22 protein-coding genes are annotated in these 20,819 nt (G+C 73.7%); 10 read left to right on the top strand and 12 right to left on the bottom strand.

The features are described 5' to 3' along the window. The first annotated feature begins 33 nt into the window (after window positions 1-33). Window positions 34-552 (top strand): amino-acid N-acetyltransferase, encoded by a 519-nt coding sequence (locus V5O49_RS12895; RefSeq protein WP_332902551.1) that lies wholly within the window; start codon window positions 34-36, stop codon window positions 550-552. Window positions 553-561: 9 nt separating this feature from the next. Here V5O49_RS12895 and V5O49_RS12890 read toward each other — a convergent pair whose 3' ends face one another. Then, window positions 562-1,632: a LacI family DNA-binding transcriptional regulator gene (locus tag V5O49_RS12890; RefSeq protein WP_332902550.1), complete on the bottom strand. Its 1,071-nt coding sequence runs from the start codon at window positions 1,630-1,632 to the stop codon at window positions 562-564. Between the two features lie 230 nt (window positions 1,633-1,862). Between V5O49_RS12890 and V5O49_RS12885 the strand changes: the two genes are divergently transcribed. Further along, window positions 1,863-3,905 carry a beta-galactosidase gene (locus tag V5O49_RS12885; RefSeq protein ID WP_332902549.1) on the top strand — a complete coding sequence of 681 codons (2,043 nt, stop codon included), beginning with the start codon at window positions 1,863-1,865 and terminating at the stop codon, window positions 3,903-3,905. Window positions 3,906-4,087: 182 nt separating this feature from the next. Here V5O49_RS12885 and V5O49_RS12880 read toward each other — a convergent pair whose 3' ends face one another. Beyond that, a complete protein-coding gene (locus V5O49_RS12880; protein WP_332902548.1) occupies window positions 4,088-4,957 on the bottom strand; it encodes an HhH-GPD family protein in 870 nt (289 codons plus the stop codon). A 546-nt stretch (window positions 4,958-5,503) separates the two neighbouring features. On the opposite strand from V5O49_RS12880, the gene V5O49_RS12875 reads away from it, so the two are divergent. After that, window positions 5,504-6,394, top strand: coding sequence for a hypothetical protein (locus tag V5O49_RS12875; protein WP_332902547.1), 891 nt, complete (start codon window positions 5,504-5,506; stop codon window positions 6,392-6,394). 3 nt (window positions 6,395-6,397) lie between these two features. Here V5O49_RS12875 and disA read toward each other — a convergent pair whose 3' ends face one another. Continuing rightward, complete coding sequence (disA, locus tag V5O49_RS12870; RefSeq protein ID WP_278236442.1) at window positions 6,398-7,483, bottom strand: DNA integrity scanning diadenylate cyclase DisA; 1,086 nt, start codon at window positions 7,481-7,483, stop codon at window positions 6,398-6,400. A gap of 31 nt (window positions 7,484-7,514) precedes the next feature. Continuing rightward, window positions 7,515-8,945: a DNA repair protein RadA gene (gene radA / locus V5O49_RS12865; protein ID WP_332902546.1), complete on the bottom strand. Its 1,431-nt coding sequence runs from the start codon at window positions 8,943-8,945 to the stop codon at window positions 7,515-7,517. Between radA and V5O49_RS12860 the strand changes: the two genes are divergently transcribed. The 3 genes from V5O49_RS12860 to V5O49_RS12850 are packed head-to-tail and all read left to right on the top strand — an operon-like array spanning window position 8,938 to window position 11,191. Further along, on the top strand, window positions 8,938-9,720 hold the full coding sequence (locus tag V5O49_RS12860) for a hypothetical protein (RefSeq protein ID WP_332902545.1): 783 nt from the start codon (window positions 8,938-8,940) through the stop codon (window positions 9,718-9,720). The two genes, radA and V5O49_RS12860, sit on opposite strands and share 8 nt — an antisense overlap. Window positions 9,721-9,731: 11 nt before the next feature. Next, the gene (gene proC / locus V5O49_RS12855) at window positions 9,732-10,559 is read left to right on the top strand and encodes a pyrroline-5-carboxylate reductase (RefSeq protein WP_332902544.1); all 828 of its coding nucleotides are present in this window, start codon (window positions 9,732-9,734) and stop codon (window positions 10,557-10,559) included. A 20-nt stretch (window positions 10,560-10,579) separates the two neighbouring features. Then, window positions 10,580-11,191 carry a TetR/AcrR family transcriptional regulator gene (locus V5O49_RS12850; RefSeq protein WP_278236446.1) on the top strand — a complete coding sequence of 204 codons (612 nt, stop codon included), beginning with the start codon at window positions 10,580-10,582 and terminating at the stop codon, window positions 11,189-11,191. Here V5O49_RS12850 and V5O49_RS12845 read toward each other — a convergent pair. The 6 genes from V5O49_RS12845 to V5O49_RS12820 form a co-directional block, all read right to left on the bottom strand. Beyond that, the gene (locus V5O49_RS12845) at window positions 11,157-12,032 is read right to left on the bottom strand and encodes an ABC transporter ATP-binding protein (RefSeq protein WP_332902543.1); all 876 of its coding nucleotides are present in this window, start codon (window positions 12,030-12,032) and stop codon (window positions 11,157-11,159) included. The genes V5O49_RS12850 and V5O49_RS12845 overlap by 35 nt on opposite strands. Further along, window positions 12,029-12,841 carry an ABC transporter ATP-binding protein gene (locus tag V5O49_RS12840; protein ID WP_332902542.1) on the bottom strand — a complete coding sequence of 271 codons (813 nt, stop codon included), beginning with the start codon at window positions 12,839-12,841 and terminating at the stop codon, window positions 12,029-12,031. The genes V5O49_RS12845 and V5O49_RS12840 overlap by 4 nt, the downstream gene beginning before the upstream one ends. After that, the gene (locus V5O49_RS12835) at window positions 12,841-13,893 is read right to left on the bottom strand and encodes an ABC transporter permease (RefSeq protein ID WP_332902955.1); all 1,053 of its coding nucleotides are present in this window, start codon (window positions 13,891-13,893) and stop codon (window positions 12,841-12,843) included. The genes V5O49_RS12840 and V5O49_RS12835 overlap by 1 nt, the downstream gene beginning before the upstream one ends. A gap of 68 nt (window positions 13,894-13,961) precedes the next feature. After that, the gene (locus tag V5O49_RS12830; protein WP_332902541.1) at window positions 13,962-14,483 is read right to left on the bottom strand and encodes a P-loop nucleotide/nucleoside kinase family protein; all 522 of its coding nucleotides are present in this window, start codon (window positions 14,481-14,483) and stop codon (window positions 13,962-13,964) included. Beyond that, window positions 14,480-15,148: a potassium channel family protein gene (locus V5O49_RS12825; protein ID WP_278236449.1), complete on the bottom strand. Its 669-nt coding sequence runs from the start codon at window positions 15,146-15,148 to the stop codon at window positions 14,480-14,482. The genes V5O49_RS12830 and V5O49_RS12825 overlap by 4 nt, the downstream gene beginning before the upstream one ends. Before the next feature lie 30 nt (window positions 15,149-15,178). Further along, the gene (locus V5O49_RS12820; protein WP_332902540.1) at window positions 15,179-16,573 is read right to left on the bottom strand and encodes a TrkH family potassium uptake protein; all 1,395 of its coding nucleotides are present in this window, start codon (window positions 16,571-16,573) and stop codon (window positions 15,179-15,181) included. Between the two features lie 85 nt (window positions 16,574-16,658). On the opposite strand from V5O49_RS12820, the gene V5O49_RS12815 reads away from it, so the two are divergent. Continuing rightward, the gene (locus V5O49_RS12815; protein ID WP_332902539.1) at window positions 16,659-17,834 is read left to right on the top strand and encodes an acetoin utilization protein AcuC; all 1,176 of its coding nucleotides are present in this window, start codon (window positions 16,659-16,661) and stop codon (window positions 17,832-17,834) included. Window positions 17,835-18,003: 169 nt separating this feature from the next. Next, a complete protein-coding gene (locus V5O49_RS12810) occupies window positions 18,004-18,102 on the top strand; it encodes a 30S ribosomal protein bS22 (protein ID WP_012085056.1) in 99 nt (32 codons plus the stop codon). A gap of 104 nt (window positions 18,103-18,206) precedes the next feature. Here the strand turns inward: V5O49_RS12810 and V5O49_RS12805 are convergent, their stop codons facing one another. Beyond that, window positions 18,207-19,022, bottom strand: a complete 816-nt coding sequence (locus V5O49_RS12805; protein WP_332902538.1) for an HAD family hydrolase — start codon at window positions 19,020-19,022, stop codon at window positions 18,207-18,209. A gap of 80 nt (window positions 19,023-19,102) precedes the next feature. Between V5O49_RS12805 and V5O49_RS12800 the strand changes: the two genes are divergently transcribed. Next, on the top strand, window positions 19,103-19,345 hold the full coding sequence (locus V5O49_RS12800) for a glutaredoxin family protein (RefSeq protein WP_278237443.1): 243 nt from the start codon (window positions 19,103-19,105) through the stop codon (window positions 19,343-19,345). Continuing rightward, window positions 19,342-20,034, top strand: a complete 693-nt coding sequence (locus V5O49_RS12795) for a redox-sensing transcriptional repressor Rex (RefSeq protein ID WP_332902537.1) — start codon at window positions 19,342-19,344, stop codon at window positions 20,032-20,034. Before V5O49_RS12800 ends, V5O49_RS12795 begins: the two co-directional genes overlap by 4 nt. Before the next feature lie 217 nt (window positions 20,035-20,251). On the opposite strand, the gene V5O49_RS12790 is transcribed toward V5O49_RS12795, so the two are convergent. After that, a complete protein-coding gene (locus V5O49_RS12790) occupies window positions 20,252-20,803 on the bottom strand; it encodes a YceI family protein (RefSeq protein ID WP_332902536.1) in 552 nt (183 codons plus the stop codon). Between the last annotated feature and the right edge of the window lie 16 nt (window positions 20,804-20,819).

The following is a 20,819-nucleotide window of genomic DNA, read 5'->3' as shown; positions in this document are numbered from 1 at the left end:
ACCGCCGGCGGGCGGCGCGCGTAGGGTGCTGACGTGCACGACCACCAGAACGCGCCCTTCCGCATCCGGCCCGCGCTCCCGGCGGACATCCGCGGCGTGCGCGACCTGGTGGCGCCCTACGCCGCCGAGCGGATCCTGCTGGCCAAGGAGCTGGTCGGCTACTACGAGTCGGTGCAGGAGTTCCTGGTGGCCGACGCCGGGCCGGACGGGCTGGTCGGCTGCGGTGCCCTGCACGTGATGTGGTCCGATCTCGCCGAGATCCGCACGCTCGCCGTGGACCCGACGTGGAAGGGTCGCGGGCTCGGGCACGCGCTGGTGGAGGAGCTGATCCTCCGGGCGCGCCAGATGGGTCTGCAGCGCCTGTTCTGCCTGACCTTCGAGGTGGAGTTCTTCGCCGCCCACGGGTTCCACGAGATCGACGGCACGCCCGTGACCGGCGAGGTGTACACCGAGCTGCTGCGGTCGCACGACGACGGCGTCGCCGAGTTCCTCGACCTGGCGCGGGTGAAGCCGAACACCCTCGGCAACACCCGCATGCTGCTGGATCTCTGACCCGGAGGGTCAGGCGGGCGGCGGGGCGGTGCTCGCCCGCTCGACGAGTCGGACGGGGACGAGCGTCGCGCCGTGGTCGGCCGCTCCGGCGTCGAGCCGGTGCAGCACGAGCTCGACGCACCGCCGTCCGACCTCGGCGAAGTCCTGGTGGATGGTGGTCAGCGGCGGTCGGTAGGCCACGGCGTCGGGGACGTCGTCGAACCCGACGACGCTGACGTCGTCGGGGACCGCGCGGCCCGACTCGGCGAGGGCACGCATCAGCCCGAGCGCCATCTGGTCGTTGGCGGCGAAGACGGCGGTGGCGTCGGTGCGCGCGATCTCGCGGCCCACCTCGTACCCGGACCAGGCGCTCCAGTCCCCCCGGTAGACCTCGGGGACCTCGCACCCGGCGTCGGTGAGGGTGCGCCGCCACGCGTCCTCGCGACGCTGGCCGGCGAAGGACTGCTCCGGGCCGGCCAGGTGCACGACCGTGCGGTGACCGAGGTCGAGCAGGTGCTGCACGGCCGTGCGACTGCCGTCCGCCTGGTCGGTGTCGATGACGGGGTACCGGTCGTCGGCGTCGGAGTCGGCCACGACGACGGGGACGCCGTCCGGCAGGGTGAGGTCGGCCGCGTCGAGCAGGTGCACCTCCATCAGCAGGATGACGGCGTCCACGGCGAGCTCGCCGAGCCGGGTGAAGGCGCCGCGCACGCCGCCCTGGGTCGGGGCCTCGACCGGAATCACCGTGATGGCGTAGCCCTGGGCGGCGGCGGACGTCGCGATGGCCTCGAGGGTGCGCACGTTGCCGGTGGTGGACAGCGAGAAGAGGATGACGCCGATCGTGCGGAACCGGCCGCTGCGCAGCGCCCGCGCCGCGCTGTTCGGTCGGTAGCCCAGCTCGGCCATCGCGTCGAGGACCTGGCGCCGCGTCGCCTCGACGACGCCGGGGTACCCGTTCGACACACGGGAGACCGTCTGCGAGGACACGCCGGCGCGGCGTGCGACGTCGGCCATCGAGACCCGTCGGACGGGCGCGGGGGGGAGCGGGCGGACGGCCGCGGGCGCAGCGGCGCCCGGGTCCTCGGTGATCCGCTCGGTCACGGTGCTGCTCCTCGGGTCTCGGCGACGGTGCCGCTCCGCTGGGGTTGACGACCGCCGGGGGGCGGGTGCACGATCACCCTAGTCCATGTTTACGTCAACATCCGTCACCGCGGATCGCGATGTTTACGTCAACATCGGAAGCCGACCATCCCTTCGAGGAAGACGAGGACCATGACGACGACGTCTCCCGTGGCGCCCCCGGCGTCCGTGCCGCACGCGCAGGAGCACCCATGACCGACGCACGCCGTCTGCTCGGCGGTCCCGAGCTCGACATCCCGCCACGGATCGGCTTCGGCGCCGACTACAACCCCGACCAGTGGCCGCGCGAGGTGTGGGCCGAGGACGCCCGGCTCATGCAGGCTGCCGGTGTCAACGTCGTCTCGCTCGCCATCTTCTCCTGGGCGCGGCTGCAGCCTGGGCCGGACGAGTGGGACTTCGCCTGGCTCGACGAGGTCATGGACCTGCTGCACGCCCACGGCATCAGCGTCGACCTCGCCACCGCGACGGCCTCGCCTCCGCCGTGGCTGACCGCGCTGCACCCCGAGATCCTGCCCGTGACCCGGACCGGGGAGACCCTGTGGCCGGGCGGCCGCCAGCAGTGGCGGCCCACCTCGCCGGTGTTCCGCCGGTACGCCCTGGCCCTGGTCGAGAGGCTGGCCGAGCGCTACGGCGACCACCCGGCGCTCGCCGGGTGGCACGTCAGCAACGAGCTCGGGTGCCACAACGCGCACGACTACTCCGACGACGCCGCGCGTGCCTTCCGGCACTGGCTCCAGGAGCGCTACACGACGCTGGACCGGCTCAACGAGGCCTGGGGCACGGCCTTCTGGTCGCAGCGGTACACGGACTGGGAGCAGATCCTGCCTCCGCGGCTCGCGGCGTCGTACCCGAACCCCACCCAGCAGATCGACTTCAAGCGGTTCTCCTCGGACGCCCTGGTCGAGCACCTGCGCGTCGAGCGCGACGTGCTGCGCCGCATCACGCCCGGGATCCCCGTGACCACCAACTTCATGGTGATGGGCGAGACCCAGGCCATGAACTACCCGACCTGGGCGCCCGAGATCGACTTCGTGTCCAACGACCACTACCTCCACCCCGGCCCGCAGGGCTTGGACGAGCTGTCGTTCTCCGCGAACCTCACCAGCGGCGTGGCCGGCGGAGACCCCTGGTTCCTCATGGAGCACTCCACGTCAGCCGTGAACTGGCAGGAGATCAACACTCCCAAGCTGCCCGGCGAGCTCGCGCGGGACTCGCTCACGCACGTGGCGCACGGTGCCGACGCCGTCTGCTTCTTCCAGTGGCGGCAGTCCGCGGCCGGGGCCGAGAAGTACCACTCGGCGATGGTCCCGCACGCCGGCGAGGACAGCCGGCTGTTCCGGGACGTCGTCGCGCTCGGCGAGACGCTGGCCGGCCTCGCCCCCGTCGTGGGTGCGGGTCGTGCCCGAGCACGGGTGGCGATCCTGTTCGACTGGGAGTCCTGGTGGGCGAGCGAGCTCGACTCGCACCCCACCGAGCGGCTCCGCTATCGCCAGGAGGCCCTGGACTGGTACTCCGCGTTCCTCGCCGCGGGCCACCGGGCGGACGTGGTCCCCGCGGCGACGGACGTCGACGGGTACGACGTCGTCGTGGCCCCGGTGCTGCACATGGTCTCGGCCGAGCGCGCAGCGAGCCTGCGGGAGTTCGTCGAGCACGGCGGCCACCTGGTCACCACCTACTTCTCGGGCGTCGTGGACACCGACGACCACATCTGGCTGGGCGGCTACCCCGGTGCCTTCCGCGACCTGCTCGGCATCCGTGTCGAGGAGTTCGCCCCGCTGCGCGACGGGGACGACGTCCGCCTCGACGACGGCTCGGTCGGCACGCTGTGGGCCGACCCGGTCGACCTGGTCGCCGAGGACGTCGAGGTGCTCGCGTCCTACGCCGACGGCCGGTACGCCGGCCGACCGGCGATCACCCGCCGTCCGGTCGGCCAGGGCTCGGCCGCCTACGTCGCCACGCGGCTCGGGCCCCACGGGCTCGTGCCCGGTGTCGAGCGGCTGCTCGCCGACGCCGGCGTGACCAGCGAGCTGCCGACGACGCTGCGGGGGAAGGTCGAGCTCACGGTGCGACGCCGGGACGACGTCACGTTCTGGTTCCTCGTCAACCGCACCGCGGAGCCGCTCCCGCTGGCGGGGATCGAGGGAGAGGTCCTGGTCAGCACCGGGGCCGGGGACGACGTCGGACCCGACCACCTGCAGCCCCGCGGCGTCGTCGTGCTGCGCCGACCCGCCTGATCCCGGGTGGCGTCCCGTCCACGGGGCGCCACCCGATCCTTGGCGGCGCACCGTGCTCGACTGACGGGCCCCCGCTGTGGGCATGAAATCTGCAGCTCTGGAACGGTCCAGGACTGCAGATTTCACGCCCACAGCGAGTGGGGGACGGTGTGCACGGCGTGCGGGCGGGACCGGACCGCGTGTCAGACCGGGAGCATGAAGCGACCGGCGTCGTCGGTCTCGGCGAGCCCGTCCTCGACGAGCCCGGCCAGGCACCGGTCGAGCTGGGCCTCGGGACCGGCGTCGGTGAGCAGCGCGCGGGGGACCGGCCCGTCGGCTCCGCGCAGCGTCGCCATCACGCGCCCGCGCACCTGCCGGTCGGTCCCGTCCCACGACTGGGTGCGCCGGCGGTGGGCGTGCTCGTCCGGAGGGAAGCCCGCCAGGCGCCAGGCGCACAGGTCGCGGACCGGGCAGGCGTCGCACCGCGGGACACGGGCCGTGCACACCACGGCACCGAGCTCCATCGAGGCCGCGGCCCACGCGGCGGCGTCCGTGTCGCCGTCGGGCACCAGGGACGTGGCGAGCCGACGCTCGGCCGCCGTGTACGACGGCGCCGGGAGGGCGTCGCCGGTGACGGTGCGTGCCTGCACGCGGCGCACGTTCGTGTCCACCACGACGGCCCGGCGCCCGAAGGCGAAGGCCCGGACCGCGGCGGCGGTGTACTCGCCGACACCCGGCAGCGCCCGCAGCGCCTCCTCGTCGGACGGCACGGCGCCGCCGTGGCGCTCGACGATCGCCCGGGCGCAGTCGGCCAGCCGCAGCGCCCGGCGGGGGTAGCCGAGCCGGCCCCAGGCGCGCAGCACCTCGGGCGTCGGCGCCGCGGCGAGGTCGGCCGGGCTCGGCCAGCGTCCCATCCACTCGCGCCAGACCGGCTCGACGCGGACCACGGGGGTCTGCTGGAGCATGACCTCGCTGACGAGCACGCCCCAGGGCGTCCGGTCCGGGGCGCGCCAGGGCAGGTCGCGGGCGGCGTCGGCGAACCATGCCGTGACTCGTTCGACCAGAGCATCCACGGTCGCCCATTGTGCCTGTTCGCCCGGCGTGTCCGGCACGGCGGCGCGGCGTCACCACCGGTGCCCTGCCACGACGTAGCGTGACGCTCAGCAAGTAGTTCGTCGAGATGCGGGGACAGGGTGGCGACAGCGAAGGACCGAGGTCGAGGAGGCTCTGCGCGGGGGCGCCAGACGCCCTCGGCGCGGGGCGCGTCGACGCGCTCGTCGACGTCGCGCTCCACGGCGCGCCCGGGCTCGACCGCGCGGAAGCCGACGACCGGGCGCTCGACCGCGTCGTCCGGCGGCAGCGCGAAGAAGCCCGCCCCGAAGAAGCCCGCCCCGAAGCAGCCGGCCGCCGGGCGTTCGACGACGGCCACCGGCTCCTCCCGCTCACGCACGCAGAGCTCCACGTCGCGAGGTCGGAGCGGCGCCGGGGCGAGCGGCTCCGCGCGCTCAGGTTCCTCGACCCGGCGCGCACCGTCGAACGCCGCGCGGTCGGGCCGGTCGACCGCTGCGGGGCAGCGACCGGCCGCGCGCTCGGGGTCCCGGGGCGGCGGTCGTCGGACGGTGACGACCAACGGGCTGGTGGCCCCCGGGAGCACGCCGCGGCCCCGGTCGCGCACGGCCCCGGCGAAGCGTCGACGGCGCACCCACCGCGGGTTCGCCGTCGTCCTGCTGGTGATCGGGCTGCTCGTGGGCACCGGGACGGCGGCGGGCTACGGCATCGGCCGGGCCGTGGACTGGGTCCGGGACGCCTGGCCCGAGCCGCCGCTGGAGCTGGTGGCCGACAAGGCCGCGCCGCCCGAGGCGCTCGACCCCGCGGGTGTCGCCGAGACCTGCGACCCCTCGGCGGTCCGCGCCGAGCTCACCGGGAACCGGACCTCTCTCGTGCTCGACGAGGCGATGTCGATGACGATGAGCGTGACCAACGGGGGACGGGTGCCGTGCCTGCTGGACGGGCACCGCTCGAGCATGCAGGTCGTCGTCACGGAGGCGGACGGCGGCGACCGCGTCTGGTCCTCGGCGGACTGCGTCGGAGGGGGCGAGGAGCTCGTTCTGCTCGGTACCGACCAGCGCTGGGAGCTGACGGTCCGGTGGACCGGCAGCGGCTCGACGCCCGACTGCGAGTCGGTGGGTGACGTCCCGGCCGGCGCCTACACGGCCTCGGTCCGGCTCGACGACGTCCCCGGGGTGCGGGGCGAGCCGCTCACGATCGCGGTGGAGGAGGCGCCGGAGCCCGAGCCGCAGGACGAGGACGGCGCCCGGGCGGCCGACGGCGAGGCATCCGGGGACACGGCGGACGGTACTCAGGAGCAGGCCGACGGCGAGACGTCCGAGCAGGACGGCCCCGGGGACAAGGCGTCCGAGAAGTCGGGCGGCCGGTCCGAGTCCGGGCAGAAGAAGGGGGACAAGCAGGACGGCGAGGCGTCCGACCGGAGCGGCCAGGGCGGGGACTGAGGCTCAGACGTACCGTTCGAGGATGCTGGACTCGGCCAGACGCGACAGGCCCTCGCGGACGGCGCGCGCCCGGTGGTCGCCGACGCCCTCGACGCTCATGAGGTCGTCGACGCTCGCGGCGAGCAGCTTCTGCAGGCCGCCGAAGTGGGCGACCAGACGCTCGACGATGGTGCCGGGCAGGCGCGGGACCTTGGACAGCAGCCGGTAGCCGTGCGGCGCCACGGCGGCGTCGAGCGCGACGCCCGCGCCGGGCATCCGCAGGACCCGGCCGATCTCCGACAGGTCGAGGAGCTGGGAGGAGTCGAGCCGCGCCAGGTCGGCGTGCACGGCCGTCAGGCTGCGGCCCGTACGTTCGACGTCGACGTAGTCGCGCACGACGAGGTCGCGGTCCGAGCCGATGCCGCCGAGCAGCTCGTCGAGCTGGAGCGCGAGCAGGCGGCCGTCGGTGCCGAGCTCGACCACGTAGCCGTCGATCTCGTCCGAGATGCGCCGGACCATCTCCAGGCGCTGGACCACGGCGCAGACGTCCCGCACGGTGACCAGGTCCTCGATCTCCAGCGCGGACAGCGTGCCGGAGACCTCGTCGAGGCGGGAGCGGTAGCGCTCGAGGGTAGCCAGGGCCTGGTTGGCGCGGCCCAGGATGGTGTCGGAGTCCTCCAGCACGTGACGCACCGACCCGGTGTAGATCGCCACGATCCGCATCGACTGGCTGACCGAGACGATCGGGAACCCCGTCTGCTTCGCGACCCGCTCGGCGGTCCGGTGCCGGGTGCCCGACTCGCTGGTCTCGATGGTCGGGTCCGGCAGCAGCTGGACGGCGGCGCGGCGGATGCGGGTGGCGTCCCGGTCGAGCACGACCGCGCCGTCCATCTTGGACAGCTCGCGCAGGCGCGTCGCGGAGAACTCGACGTCCAGCTCGAACCCGCCGGAGCAGATCTCCTCGACCGTCTTGTCCAGGCCGAGCACGATCAGGGCGCCGGTGCGGCCCCGCAGGATGCGCTCCAGACCGTCGCGGAGCTCGGTGCCCGGCGCGACGGCGGCAAGCGTCTCCCGCAGCAGGGCGTCGGGTTGCGCGATAGAGGGGGCCACCTGGGCATTCTACGGCCTGACGGCGTTCTGTTCAGCGGCTACGGGCGGGTTCGGCCGGCGCGGCGGAGGCCAGCTCGACGGCCTCGGCGATGTGCCGCGCCTCGGCCAGCCGCAGACCCGCCGGCGCGCGGACCGAGACGCCTGCCGGGACGACGGCGCGGCTGAACCCGAGCCGGGCCGCCTCGGTGAGCCGCCGCTCCAGACCCGTCACAGGACGGATGTCGCCGGCGAGCCCGACCTCCCCGACGGCGACGGTGCCGGCGGGCAGCGCCTCGCCGTTGCGTGCGGAGACGATCGCCAGGGCGGTGGCCAGGTCGGCGGCGGGTTCCGTCACCCGGGCCCCGCCGATCGTGGAGGCGTACACGTCGGCGTCGGCCAGGCGCAGGCCGGCGTGCCGGTGCAGCACCGCGAGGATCATCGCGAGCCGCTGCGACTCGACGCCGCTGGTGGCCCGGCGCGGGTTGGCCAGCGGCGACGGCGCCACGAGCGACTGGATCTCCAGCGCCAGCGGACGGCGCCCCTCGAGCGTGACGGTCACGCAGGTGCCCGGCACGCCGGCCCCGAGATGGGAGAGGAACAGCCCGCTCGGGTCGCTCAGCCCCTCGATGCCCGACTCGGACAGGTCGAAGCACCCGACCTCGTCGGTCGGGCCGAAACGGTTCTTGACCGCCCGGACCATCCGCAGCCGGGAGTGCCGGTCCCCCTCGAACTGGCAGACGACGTCGACGAGGTGCTCCAGGGTCCGCGGGCCGGCGACGGCGCCGTCCTTCGTCACGTGCCCGACCAGGAGCACGGGCACCTGCCGCTCCTTCGCGGCGGCGATGAGGGCGCCGGCGACCTCGCGGACCTGGCTCACGCCGCCGGGGACCCCGTCGACCTCGGCCGACGCGATCGTCTGGACCGAGTCCACGACGAGCAGCGCGGGGTCGGCGGCGTCCAGGTGGCCGAGCAGGGTGGCCAGGTCGGTCTCCGCCGCCAGGAGCAGGGTGGGGGCCAGCGCGCCGATCCGCTCGGCACGCAGCCGCACCTGACCGGCCGACTCCTCGCCGGTCACGTACAGCACCGTGCGCGGGTCCTCGCCCTCGGTGCCGCGCGCCGCGTTCGAGGCGACGGACAGCAGCAGCGTGGACTTGCCGACGCCGGGCTCGCCGGCGAGCAGGACGACCGCTCCCGGCACCAGCCCGCCGCCCAGGACGCGGTCCAGCTCCGCCACGCCCGTCGGGGTGGCGCGTGCCGCGTCGACGTCGAACTCCGCGATCGGCCGGGCGGCCGAGCGCACCGGGTTCACCGCCGTCGTGCGCGGCCCGGCGGCTGCCGGCCCCTCCTCGGCGACGGTGCCCCACGCCTGGCACTCGCCGCAGCGACCCACCCACTTCACCGTCGTCCAGCCGCACTCGGTGCAGCGGAAGGTCGGCCGGGAGCTCTTGGCGCGGCCCGCGCGCGAGGAGGTCGTGGTGCTCACGAAGGTCACGCTAGGCGGTGCCACCGACACCCCGCGGGTGCCCGGACGTCGTAGGCTGCACGGCGACGCCGTCGTCGGCGCACGCCACGGGCAGCAGAGCAGGAGGACGTCGATGGCCGACCGCAAGCCGGGGTACATGACCCCGGGATTCCGGACACCGGGGGAGAAGGTGCACCAGAAGAGCTCACGTGCGGCGCAGGTGCGCCGTCGCCGCGTCGTCCTGGCCGTCGTGCTCCTCGTCGTGGCCGCCGTCGCCGTCGTCACCGCGTTCTTCTGGCCCGGGTTCGCCCGGCAGGAGGCCGAGCCCCTCCCGGAGGTCACCGTCACCGCGGCCCCGCCGACGCCCACGGCCGAGGCGAGCCCGCTGCCCGAGGACGCCACCGACTTCCTGTCGGCGATGCCGGACTCCGCGCTGCAGCTCGTGCGTCTCGACACCGCCGAGGGCGCGTGGATCGAGGAGGCCGACGCCGTCGAGGCGTGGGAGATCGTGTACGCCGACGGGTCCGAGGGCGGCGAGCAGGTCGACCTCGTCACCGGTCAGTGGTCCGACGGGGACGCGGCCGCCGAGGTCTACACCTCCTTGCTGCAGGCCGCCGGCGAGCCGGTCGCCGAGGGGGACGTGACGGTCGGCGGCGAGGCGGTCGGCGACTACGCCGTCACCCCCGGGTCGGCGGCGGGCGAGTCCGTGGTCACCTGGCGCAACGACACGGCCGTCTTCCAGGCCACCGGCCCCGACCAGCTCGTCCAGGACTTCTACGAGACCTTCCCGATGTGAGGAGACAGCACGTGAGCACGCAGATCGCCGGGACCAGGGTCGCCGTCGTGGGGACCGGGACGATGGCGGAAGCCGTCCTGGCCGGCGCCCTGGCCTCGGGACTCGAGCCGGCCGACGTCGTGGCCACCGCACGGCGCGAGGCCCGCGGGGCCGAGCTGGCCCGGACCTACGGCGTGGCCACGACGGCGGACAACGCCGCCGCCGTGGCCGACGCGCGGGTCGTCCTCGTCGGGGTCAAGCCCAAGGACGTCGCCGCGGTGCTCGACGAGATCGGCCCGGCCCTGCCCGCGGACGCCGTGGTCGTCAGCGTCGCGGTCGGCCTGCCGCTGTCCCTGTACGCCCGGCACCTGCCCGACGGCCAGCCCGTGGTGCGCACCATGCCCAACACGCCGGCGCAGGTCGGCGCCGGGGTCACCGCCGTCGTGCCCGGACCGACGACCGCGGAGCCCGACGTCGCCCTCGTCGAGGCCCTGCTGGCCGGGACCGGGCAGACCCTGCGCATCACCGAGAAGGAGATCGACGCGTTCGGCGCGCTCGCCGGGTCCGGCCCCGCCTACGTCTTCTACGTCGTGGACGCCATGGCCGAGGCCGGCGTGCTCATGGGCCTGACCCGCGAGGTGGCGCGCAACCTGGCGGTGCAGACGGTGCTGGGCTCCGGGCGGCTCCTCGCCGAGACGGGGGAGCACCCGGCGATCCTGCGCGAGAAGGTCTCCTCGCCCGGCGGCACCACGATCCAGGCGCTCAAGCGGCTCGACGACGGCGGCGTCCGGGCGGCCTTCCTCACCGCCCTGGAGGCGGCACGGGACCGCTCGGCGGAGCTCGGTCGCGAGCTCGGCTGAGCCGGAGGGCCCGCCGACCGATGTCCGACCAGCCGCGCCGCGGACGCCGTCCTGCCGGTCACAGCACCCGCAGGACGGTGCTGGAGGCCGCCCGGGCGGAGTTCGACGAGCGGGGCTACGAGGCCGTGTCCGTGCGGGGCGTGGCCCGGCGGGCCGGTGTCGACCCGGGCACCGTGCGGCACTGGTTCGCCGGCAAGACCGAGCTGCTCGCCGCCACGCTGGGCCTGACCGACATCGACCCGTCGGCCATCACGCGGTCCGCCGCCGAGGGCCCGGTCGAGGACCTGGGCGAACGGCTCGTGCGGGCGGTCGTGCGGGCGTGGGACGCCGACGGCGGCGCGACGGTGCGCATGGTGGTCCCGGCGATCATGGCCGACCCGGGGCTGCGGACCCTGCTGCAGCGGTTCCTGGGCGCCGAGGTGCTCGGGCCGATCGTGCGGCGGCTGGACGTCTCGGACGCCGAGCTGCGCACCACGCTGGCCGGTTCGCAGGTGGCCGGTCTGATGATGCTGCGCTACGTGGTCGGCGTCGAACCGCTGGCGTCCCTGCCGGCCGACGAGCTCGCACCGCTGGTGGGTCCGACGCTGCAGCGCTATCTCACCGGGGACCTGGACGCGACGACTGCTCGATGAGCACCATCGCCTCCTCGAGGGTGGCCGGTTCCGCGGTGACCTCGGCGTCCACGCCCGCCGCGTCCAGGACGGCCCGCACGTCCCCGGGCTCCGTCCCGGCCACGCGGCTGGTGCGGCCGGCGAGCACGACGGGCAGCTCGGCGTCGTCCAGCGCGGCGAAGGCCGCGGCCCAGTCCTCGGCGCGCACGACGGCGGTCCGCGAGGACGCCGTGATGTCGTCGACCGTGCCGCGGGCCACGCCGCGTCCCCGGGACATGATCACCAGGCGGTCGCACTGCTCGCCCTCCTGCATGTAGTGCGTCGTGACGAGCACACCGGTCCCTGCCTCGGCCTGGGCGTGGATCGTGTCCCACAGCCGCGCCCGGGCGAGCGGGTCGACCCCGGAGGTCGGCTCGTCGAGCACGAGCAGCCGCGGGGAGTGCAGCAGGGCGCAGTGGAAGGCGAGCTGGCGCTGGCGACCGAGGCCGATGCGCCCGACCGGTTCGTCGGCGACGGCCTGCAGAGCGGCGGGCAGCGCCGGGGCGTGGCGCACCGAGAAGGTGGCGGCCATGAAGTCGACGTTCTGCCGCACGCTGAGCGACTGCGAGAGCCCGAGCCCCTGGGGCACGTAGCCGAGGGCGTGACGGTCGGCGTCGGCCGGCGGGTCGCCGAGGACCTCGACGCGGCCCGCGTCGGCGGCCTCGAGCCCGAGCAGCACGCGCAGGAGGGTGGTCTTGCCGGCGCCGTTGGACCCGAGCAGACCGACGATCTCCCCGGGACGGACCTCCAGGGACATGTCCTCCACGGCGGCGAAGCGGCCGAAGCGCTTGGTGACGTCGTCGGCGCGGACGAGGACGGTCATCGGGGCTCCTCGGACCGGGCGAGCGTCAGGGCGATGAGGGTGTCCTCGAGGTCCGGCACGACCGGTCGGCCCGGGGGCTCCTCCCCGTCGGGCGTCCAGCTGTGGAACGAGCGCCCGCGACGCCAGGCACGGTGCCCACCGGGTGGGTCGTCGCCGACCGAGACGGTCCCCGGCACGGTGCCGACGACGTCGTCGGGCCCGCCGGACGCGAGGACACGGCCCTCCTGGAGGGCCACGACCGTCGCGGCACGCTCGGCCTCGTCGAGGTAGGTCGTGGTCATCAGGACGGAGGCCCCGTCCCGGGCGGCGGCGGTGACGAGCCGCCACAGCTCGACCCGGCTGACCGGGTCGACGCCGGTCGACGGCTCGTCCAGCAGCAGCAGGTCGGGGGAGTGCAGCATCGCCAGGCAGAACCCGAGCTTCTGCCGCATTCCGCCGGACAGGTCCCGACCGAGGCGGTCGGGCACGTCGTCGATCCCGGCCGTCGCCAGCAGCGTGGCGGCGCGGGAGCGGAGCCGGTCGCCGGAGAGCCCGTAGGCGGAGCCGACGAACTCGACGTTCTCGCTGACCGACAGGGTGGGCCAGACCCCGGACGTGGACGGCTCGTAGCCGATGCGCTCCGGGGGCGGGACGTCTACCGTGCCACCGCTGGTGGCGACGCGGCCCAGCAGTGCACGCAGCAGCGTCGTCTTGCCGGCTCCGTCGCCGCCGACGACGGCCGTCACCTGACCGCGAGGGAGGTCGACGCTCACGCCGGACAGCGCCGTCGTGCCGCCCAGCTCGACGGTGAGGTCGCGGGCGCCGGGCATCAGCGGGCTCCCCGTGCCGGGGCGATGTCGCGCCGCAGGCGGATCACCGCGACGCCGAAGACGAGGATCGCCATCCCGGTCAGGACGAGGACAGGCAGCCACATCGACTCCCAGCCGGCGCCGCGCAGCATGACGCCCTGGGAGAGCTTGACGAACCACGTCAGCGGCAGCAGGTAGCCGATCCAGCGCACGCCCGCGGCCATGGCGTCCAGGGGGAAGATCATCCCGGACAGCAGGATCTGCGGCAGCATCGTCATCAGGGCGACCTGCACGGCCTGGCCGGTGGTCTGCGAGACGGTCGAGATGAGCACACCGATGCCGAGGACGGCGAACAGGAAGATCGCCGCGCCGATGGCGAAGAGCAGCACCGAGCCACGGAACGGGACCCCGAACAGCCAGACGCCGAGCAGGGTCACCAGGACCATGTCGAAGCAGGCGAGCAGGAAGTACGGCGAGATCTTGCCCGTCACGACCGACGTCGGGGACAGCGGCATCACCGCGAGCTGCTCGAGGGTGCCCGCCTCCCGTTCCCTGACGAGCCCGATGCTCGTGATGATCGTCCCGATGAAGGTCAGGATCAGGCCGATGATCGCCGGGACCATCACCCAGGAGGTCTCGAGGTCCGGGTTGTAGAGGATCTCGGACTCGACGCGGTCGCCGAGCTGGGCGACCAGGACCGACGCGCTCTGGGCGGCGAAGAGGTTGGAGCCGTCGACGAGGACGGTGGGGCGGCCGCCGTCGGCGTCCGACGCGTCCCCGGTGAGGATCGCGAGATCGACCTCGTCGTCGCGGAGCGCGTCGCGTGCCTGCTGAGCGCCGGCGTCCGGGTCGACGTCGACCAGGTCCAGCGTGGCGGGCGCGTCGGCGGGCACCTGCTGGGTGATCTGCTGCTCGGCCTGCTCGGCCAGGTCGCCCACGACGGTGACCCTCAGCTCGTCGACGGTGAAGTTGGCGGCGTACCCGAAGATCACCAGCATCAGCAGGGGCAGGGCGACGAGCATCGCGACGGTGCGCCGGTCCCGGCGCAGCTCGCGGAACTCCTTGACGATCATCGCGCGCACGACGGGCTCCCTCGGTCCGCGACCCATAATTCCTCGGGTGAGGAATTCTTGGCTCGACCCTACTCCACGATCGTGGCGCGGTCAGCCCCGTCGAGCACGACGAGCGGGCCCTCGTCCGGCGTCGGCGCCTGGAAGCCGTCGAGGTAGGCGGCCGCACGGTCGGGCGGCACGAGGACGTCGTCCGGTCCGCCGTGGCGACGTGCGGCCAGGCGTGCCAGGACGACGTCCCGCGGGGTGTCGAGGTAGTGCACCTCCGCCTCGACACCGAGCGGGCGCACGAGGTCGCGGTAACGGTCGCGCAGGGCGCGGGACCAGAACGACGTGTCGACGACGACCCGCTCGCCCGTGGCGACCAGCTCGACCAGGCGGGCCTGCAGCGACCGGTGCAGCGCGGCGGCGTCACGGTCGCTCAGCGGGTGGGACCGCAGGCCCCGTGCCCAGGCCTCGCGGTCGAAGGACAGCACGACGTAGCCCGCGCGACCCAGCGCCCGGGCGTACGTCGACTTCCCCGCGCCCGCCGGGCCGCAGACGAGGACGACACCGGCCGCTGACGCGGGTCCCGACGGTCGGGCCGTGCTCACGGCCGCGCCGAGAACCGCTCCAGCAGGTCCGCGTGGCCGGAGCAGACCAGCAGGTCGTTGGCGCTGACCCGCGTCTCCGGGGTCGCGTAGGTGAACTCGATGCCCGGCGACTTCACGCCGATCACCGTGATGCCGTACTTCTTGCGGATGTCCGACTGGGCGAGGGTGAACCCCTGCATCTCGCGCGGCGGACGCATCTTGACGATCGTGAACCCGTCCTCCACCTCGATGTAGTCGAGCATCTTGCCGCTGACCAGGTGCGCGACCCGCGAACCGGCGTCGGACTCGGGGTAGACCACGTGGTGGGCACCGATCCGGGTCAGGATGCGACCGTGCTCGGCCGAGACCGCCTTCGCCCAGATCTGCGGCGTGCCCAGGTCGACGAGGTTGCCGGTGATGAGCACCGACGCCTCGAGCTCCGTGCCCACACCGACCACCGCGACGCCGAAGTCCTGCGCACCGAGCTGCTCGAGCGCCTCCGGGTTGGACGCGTCCGCCTGGACCAGCGGCAGGCGCCCCGACCACTGCGTGACGAGGCGGTCGTCGTTCTCGACGGCGAGGACGTCCTGGCCGAGCCGGTCCAGGGTCGTCGCCAACGACGAGCCGAAGCGGCCCAGCCCGATGACCAGCACGCCGGCGTCGCGGTCGTCCTTCTTCTCTGCCACGGTTCTCCTCCGGTGTGGGGGTCTCGGGCCTCACCCGATGATGGGGCGCTCCTCGGGGAAGCGTATGACGCGGCGCCGGTCGCGCAGCGCCAGCGCACCGAGCACCGAGATCGTGCCGACGCGTCCGAGGTACATCAGGGCGCTCAACCAGTACTTCGCGCCGTCCGGCAGGTCACCGGTGATCCCCGTCGACAGTCCCACCGTCGCGAAGGCGGAGATGACCTCGAACAGGATCTGCGAGAGCGAGAAGTCGGTGAGCCGGACCAGCGCGATGCAGGACACCAGCACCATCGTGGCGCCGATGAACACCACCGCGATGGACAGGCGCAGGGTGTCCCGCGGGATGCGTCGGCCGAAGACGTCGACGTCCCGGTCACCGCGCGCCTCGGCCACGATCGCCAGGAGCATGACGGCCAGGGTGGTGACCTTGATGCCGCCGGCCGTGGAGGCGGACCCGCCGCCGACGAACATCAGCGCGTCGGTGATGAGCCACGACTCCGCCCGCATCTCGCCGACGTCGAAGGTGCTGAAGCCGCCGGAGCGGGGCATCACCGCCGCCATGAGGGCCGAGAGGAACTTGGTGTGCAGGTCCTGACCGCCGAGCGTGGCCGGGTTCGCCCACTCCATCGCCCCGATCGTCACGAACCCCGCGACCATGAGAGCCACGCTGGTCGTGATCGTCAGCTTGGTGTGCAGCGACAGGTGCCGCACGAACCGGCGCCCGTACCGGCGAGCCTGCAGGAGGTTCAGCATCACCGGGAACCCGAGGGCGCCGACGAACACCCCCACGACGATCGGCACGATGACCAGCCAGTCCGAGGCGTAGGGCGCCAGACCGTCCACGGTGGGCACGAAGCCGGCGTTGTTGAAGGCCGAGATGCCGTAGAACGTCGAGTGCCACACGGCGAGCCCCAGGTGCTCGTCGAGGGCGATGAAGCGGGGGAGCAGGATCAGGGCGATCGCCAGCTCGATCGAGGTGGAGACCACGATGATCAGCCGGATCAGGGAACCGACCTCACCGAGCCGCGTGGTACCGGTCTTGGTCTCCGAGGCGGTCAGCAGCTTCTGCGTCAGACCGATGCGCCGCGAGACCGCCAGCCCGAGCAGGGAGGCGAGCGTCATGACGCCCAGGCCTCCGACCTTGATCCCGACGAGGATGACGGCGCGCCCGTACTCCGACCAGTACGTGGCGGTGTCCACCACCGTCAGGCCGGTGATGCAGACCGCGGACGTCGCGGTGAACAACGCGTCCACGAACCGTGCCCCGGTGTCGGACGCGGTCGCCCACGGCGGCAGGAGCAGCACCGTGAACAGCGTGATGACGGCGGCGAAGACGGTCATGGCCAGACGGGCCGGGTACTCCCGTGCCGTCCGGTCCACCCATTCGCGGACCGAGGTCGCGCGGTCCTGCACCGATCGTGCCACCGGCCGCGCCCTCCTCGTCCTGTCCACCAGTCTCGTCCACCGCACTCGCCGCCCAGCCTGCCACGGCTTGGGCTACCGTGGCGGGATGTCGGTCGCCCAGTTGCTGTGGAGTCCCGAGCTGCTGCGCTACGACTTCGGCCCCGGTCATCCCATGGCACCGGCGCGGCTCGACCTGACGATGCGCCTCGTGGAGGCCCTCGGGCTGCTCGACGCGCCCGGTCTCGAGGTCGTCGACCCGGTCTGCGCGCCCGACGAGGTCGTCGAGACGGTGCACGACGCCGAGTACGTCGCCGCCGTGCGGCGGGCGGCCGAGACGGGGGAGCCGGACGTCGCCCGCGGGCTCGGGACCGAGGACGACCCCGTGTTCCCGGCCATGCACGAGGCCGCTGCCCGTCTCGTCGGCGCCTCCGTCGGCGCCGCGGACGCCGTGTGGGAGGGCCGCGCCCAGCACGCGCTGAACATCGCGGGCGGCATGCACCACGCCCAGCGGGGTGCGGCGTCGGGGTTCTGCGTCTACAACGACGCCGCGGCCGCCGTGCAGCGCCTCCTCGACCGGGGCGCCGAGCGTGTCGCGTACGTCGACCTCGACGCCCACCACGGCGACGGCGTCGAGGCCATCTTCTGGGACGAACCGCGGGTGCTGACCTTCTCGATCCACCAGGACGGCCACACGCTCTTCCCGGGCACCGGGAACCCGGCCGACACGGGCGCCGGTCTGCACCACTGCACCGCGGTCAACGTGGCGGTCCCGCCGCGGACCGACTCCGCGCGCTGGCTGCGCGCCGTCGACGCGGTGCTGCCGACGGTCCTGCGCGAGTTCGCCCCCGACGCCATCGTGTCCCAGCACGGCGCCGACGCCCACGGCAACGACCCGCTCACCGACCTGTCGGTGGGGGTCCACGCCCAGAAGACGGCGGCGCACTGGGTGCACGACCTGGCGCACGAGCTCTGCGACGGCCGGTGGGTCGCCCTGGGCGGCGGGGGCTACGCCGTCGTCGACGTCGTCCCCCTCGTCTGGGCGGCCCTCGTGGCCGAGGCGGCGCACGCGCCGCTCACGACGGGGATGCCGCTGCCGACGGCGTGGCGCGAGGCGGCCGAGGAGATGTCGGGGCTGCGGGCGGCCTCGATGCTGGGCCGGGGCGAGGTCTCCTGGCAGCCCTGGTCGCAGGGGTACGACCCCTCGGACCCGATCGACCGGGCCGTCCTCGCCACCCGACGGCACGTCTTCCCCGAGTTCGGGCTGGACCCGTACCTGGACTGACGCGACCGGCGCCCGCGTCGTGACCGGGAGCACGCCGGCCGCGGGCCGGGGCACCGGCGGCGATCGGGTATCCTGATCGACGGACTTTTCTCGCGTTGGTCGGCTCACCCGGGCTCACGGGGGCCGGGACCAACGTCGTCCGACCACCGATCAGCATTGTGAGGACCTCATGGGCTCCGTCATCAAGAAGCGCCGCAAGCGCATGGCGAAGAAGAAGCACCGCAAGCTGCTGCGCAGGACGCGTCACCAGCGTCGCAACAAGAAGTGAGGCGCCGCCCGCCGTCCGGCGGGCCGTGCTGAGCGAGCCCGGCACCCCTGAGGGGTGCCGGGCTCGCTGCGTCTGCGGGGGAGCAGGGAAGGGCGAGCGCCCGTTCAGCGGCCCCGGATGCGTCGGCGCACGGTGCGCTGCGCCGCCCGCAGCACGAGGCCGGCGACCCAGGCCGCGCCGGCCCAGGACGCCGTCCGCACCCCGCGGTGGGCGACGCGCTGTCCCCGCCCGCGGAACTCCCGGATCGGCCAGCCGACCTCCTTGGCGTACCGGCGCAGGCGTGCGTCCGGGTTGATCGGGCACGGGTGGCCGACCGACCGCATCATCGGCAGGTCGTTCAGCGAGTCGCCGTAGGCGTAGGACCCCTCCAGGTCCAGGCCCTCGCGCTCGGCGAGCTCGCGGACCGCCGCGCCCTTGGCCTCGCCGTGCATGAGGTCTCCCACGAGGGCTCCCGTGTAGTACCCGCCCTCGTGGTCGGCGATCGTCCCGAGGCAGCCGGTCGCCCCGAGCCGGCGGGCGATGAGGCCGCCGATCTCCACCGGGGTGGCGGTGACGAGCCAGACCTGGTCGCCGGCGGCCAGGTGCTCGTCGAGGAGGCGCTTGGTGCCGGGGAAGATCCGCAGCTCCAGCACGGTGTCGTACACCTCGTCGCCGACGGCGGTGATCTCGGCGACCGAGCGGCCCGCGATGAGGGACAGCGCTCGGCTGCGGACGGTCTCGATCTGGGAGCGTGACTCGCCGAAGAGCAGGTACTTGGCCTGGATCACCCCGAACCTCAGCAGGTCCACGGTCCCGAAGAACCGACGCCGGTAGAGCGCGCGGGCCAGGTGGAACGAGCTGGCGCCGCGGATGATCGTGTTGTCGACGTCGAAGAAGGCTGCCGCCGGCGGGCTGACCGGGGAGTCGGCATGAGACGGCATGCGGCCCACTGTAGTCGCGCCGATACGCTGTCCTCGTGAGCAGCGCCCCGACGACACCCGAGGAGACGGCACGGGTGGTGATGTACACCCGCCCCGGCTGTCACCTGTGCGACGACGCACGGGAGGTCGTGGCCTCGGTGTGCGAGCGGGCGGGCGCGGCGTGGCGGGAGATCGACATCGAGACCGATGCCGCGCTGACCGAGCGGTACGGCGACTACGTGCCCGTCGTCGAGGTGGACGGCGTGCAGCAGGGGTTCTGGCGGGTGGACGCGGCGAGGCTGGCGCGACGTCTGGCGGCACCTGCGGGAGGGAAGCGGACGTGATCGAGATCGGCGAGGTGACGGTGCCCGCGGCGACGGTGTCGCGGCTGCCGTACTACTTGCGCGCCCTGCGCGACCTGCTGCGGGACGGGGTGACGACGACGTCGTCCTCGGCGCTGGCGGAACGCTCCGGCGTGGGCTCCGCGCAGCTGCGCAAGGACCTGTCCTACCTGGGGTCGTTCGGGACGCGCGGCGTCGGCTACGAGGTCGAGACGCTCGCGTCCTCGATCAGCACGGCGCTGGGCCTGGGCTCGGAGCACCGGCTCGCGATCGTCGGCGTCGGCAACCTCGGCAACGCGCTGGCGAACTACTCGGGCTACGCGGCGCGGGGGTTCCGGCTCGTGGCGCTGATCGACGCCGACCCGGACGTCGTCGGCCGACGCGCGGCGGGGCTGGAGGTGGAGCACTCCGACCGGCTCGAGGAGATCCTGGCCGCGCGGGGAGTGTCCATGGTGATCCTGGCGACCCCCGGCGCGGCGGCGCAGGCCGTCGCCGAGCGGATCGTGGAGTGCGGTGTCCGGGAGATCCTGTCGTTCTCCCCGGTGGCGCTGCAGCTGCCCGACGACGTCGTCGTGCGCAGCGTCGACGTCGCCGGCGAGCTGCAGATCCTCGCGTTCCACGCGGCGGCACGCCACGCGCAGGAAGGCGCGACGGTCGACGGCCGGACCGCCCCGGCCGCCACCGCGAGGTAGGCGGACCACTGGCGAGGTAGGCAAACCGCCGGCGAGGTAGGCAACTTCCCCACGAGGTAGGCACCAAGACGGCGAGGTAGGCAACTCCGCCCCCAGGGTGCGTCCGGCGCGGTGTCCCGCCGTCCTGACGCGCAGCTCGCCTACCTGGCCGAGAAGTTGCCTACCTCGGCGGAGAGCTGCCTACCTCGGGGAGAAGTTGCCTACCTCGCCGCAGGGGTCAGTTCTGCTCGATCGCGGAGACGTCGAGAGCGATCTTGACCTTCTCGCCCACCAGGACGCCGCCGGTCTCGAGCGCGGCGTTCCAGGTCAGGCCGAAGTCCTTGCGGTTGATGACCAGCTCGGACTCGAAGCCGGCACGCTTGTTGCCGAACGGGTCCACCGCGGCGCCCTCGAAGGCGACCGGCAGGTCGATGCTCTGGGTCACGCCGTTGATCGTCAGGTCGCCGGTCACGACGTAGCCGTCGTCGTCGGCGGTGACGGCCGTGGACGTGAAGGTCCAGGTCGGGCGCTCCTCGGCGTGCCAGAAGTCCGCGCTCTTGAGGTGCTGGTCGCGGTTCTCGTCACCGGTGTTGATCGCGGCGGCGTCGAGCTCGACGGCGACGGCGGAGGACTCGAGGTCCTCGCCGACGGTGATGGTGCCGGCGGCGATGCCGATGGTCCCGCGGACCTTCGAGATCCCGGCGTGGCGGACGGAGAACGACGCGGTGGAGTGGCCGGCGTCGACGGCGTAGGTACCGGTGGACAGGTCCGAAGGCAGGGGCGTGGCCATGGAGGGGCTCCTTGTC

Source organism: Isoptericola haloaureus (genome assembly GCF_036689775.1).
Classification (GTDB): domain Bacteria; phylum Actinomycetota; class Actinomycetes; order Actinomycetales; family Cellulomonadaceae; genus Isoptericola; species Isoptericola haloaureus.
Note: the sequence above shows the minus strand (reverse complement) of the source record. Positions and strands in the feature narration are given on the sequence as shown.

Excerpts from the sequence above, each read along its gene's own strand:
- V5O49_RS12885 (WP_332902549.1), top strand. The coding sequence starts at position 1,863 with ATGACCGACGCACGCCGTCTGCTCGGCGGTCCCGAGCTCGACATCCCG.
- V5O49_RS12850 (WP_278236446.1), top strand. The coding sequence starts at position 10,580 with ATGTCCGACCAGCCGCGCCGCGGACGCCGTCCTGCCGGTCACAGCACC.
- V5O49_RS12845 (WP_332902543.1), bottom strand. The coding sequence starts at position 12,032 with ATGACCGTCCTCGTCCGCGCCGACGACGTCACCAAGCGCTTCGGCCGC.
- V5O49_RS12840 (WP_332902542.1), bottom strand. The coding sequence starts at position 12,841 with ATGCCCGGCGCCCGCGACCTCACCGTCGAGCTGGGCGGCACGACGGCG.
- V5O49_RS12835 (WP_332902955.1), bottom strand. The coding sequence starts at position 13,893 with ATGATCGTCAAGGAGTTCCGCGAGCTGCGCCGGGACCGGCGCACCGTC.
- V5O49_RS12815 (WP_332902539.1), top strand. The coding sequence starts at position 16,659 with ATGTCGGTCGCCCAGTTGCTGTGGAGTCCCGAGCTGCTGCGCTACGAC.
- V5O49_RS12810 (WP_012085056.1), top strand. The coding sequence starts at position 18,004 with ATGGGCTCCGTCATCAAGAAGCGCCGCAAGCGCATGGCGAAGAAGAAG.
- V5O49_RS12805 (WP_332902538.1), bottom strand. The coding sequence starts at position 19,022 with ATGCCGTCTCATGCCGACTCCCCGGTCAGCCCGCCGGCGGCAGCCTTC.
- V5O49_RS12800 (WP_278237443.1), top strand. The coding sequence starts at position 19,103 with ATGTACACCCGCCCCGGCTGTCACCTGTGCGACGACGCACGGGAGGTC.
- V5O49_RS12790 (WP_332902536.1), bottom strand. The coding sequence starts at position 20,803 with ATGGCCACGCCCCTGCCTTCGGACCTGTCCACCGGTACCTACGCCGTC.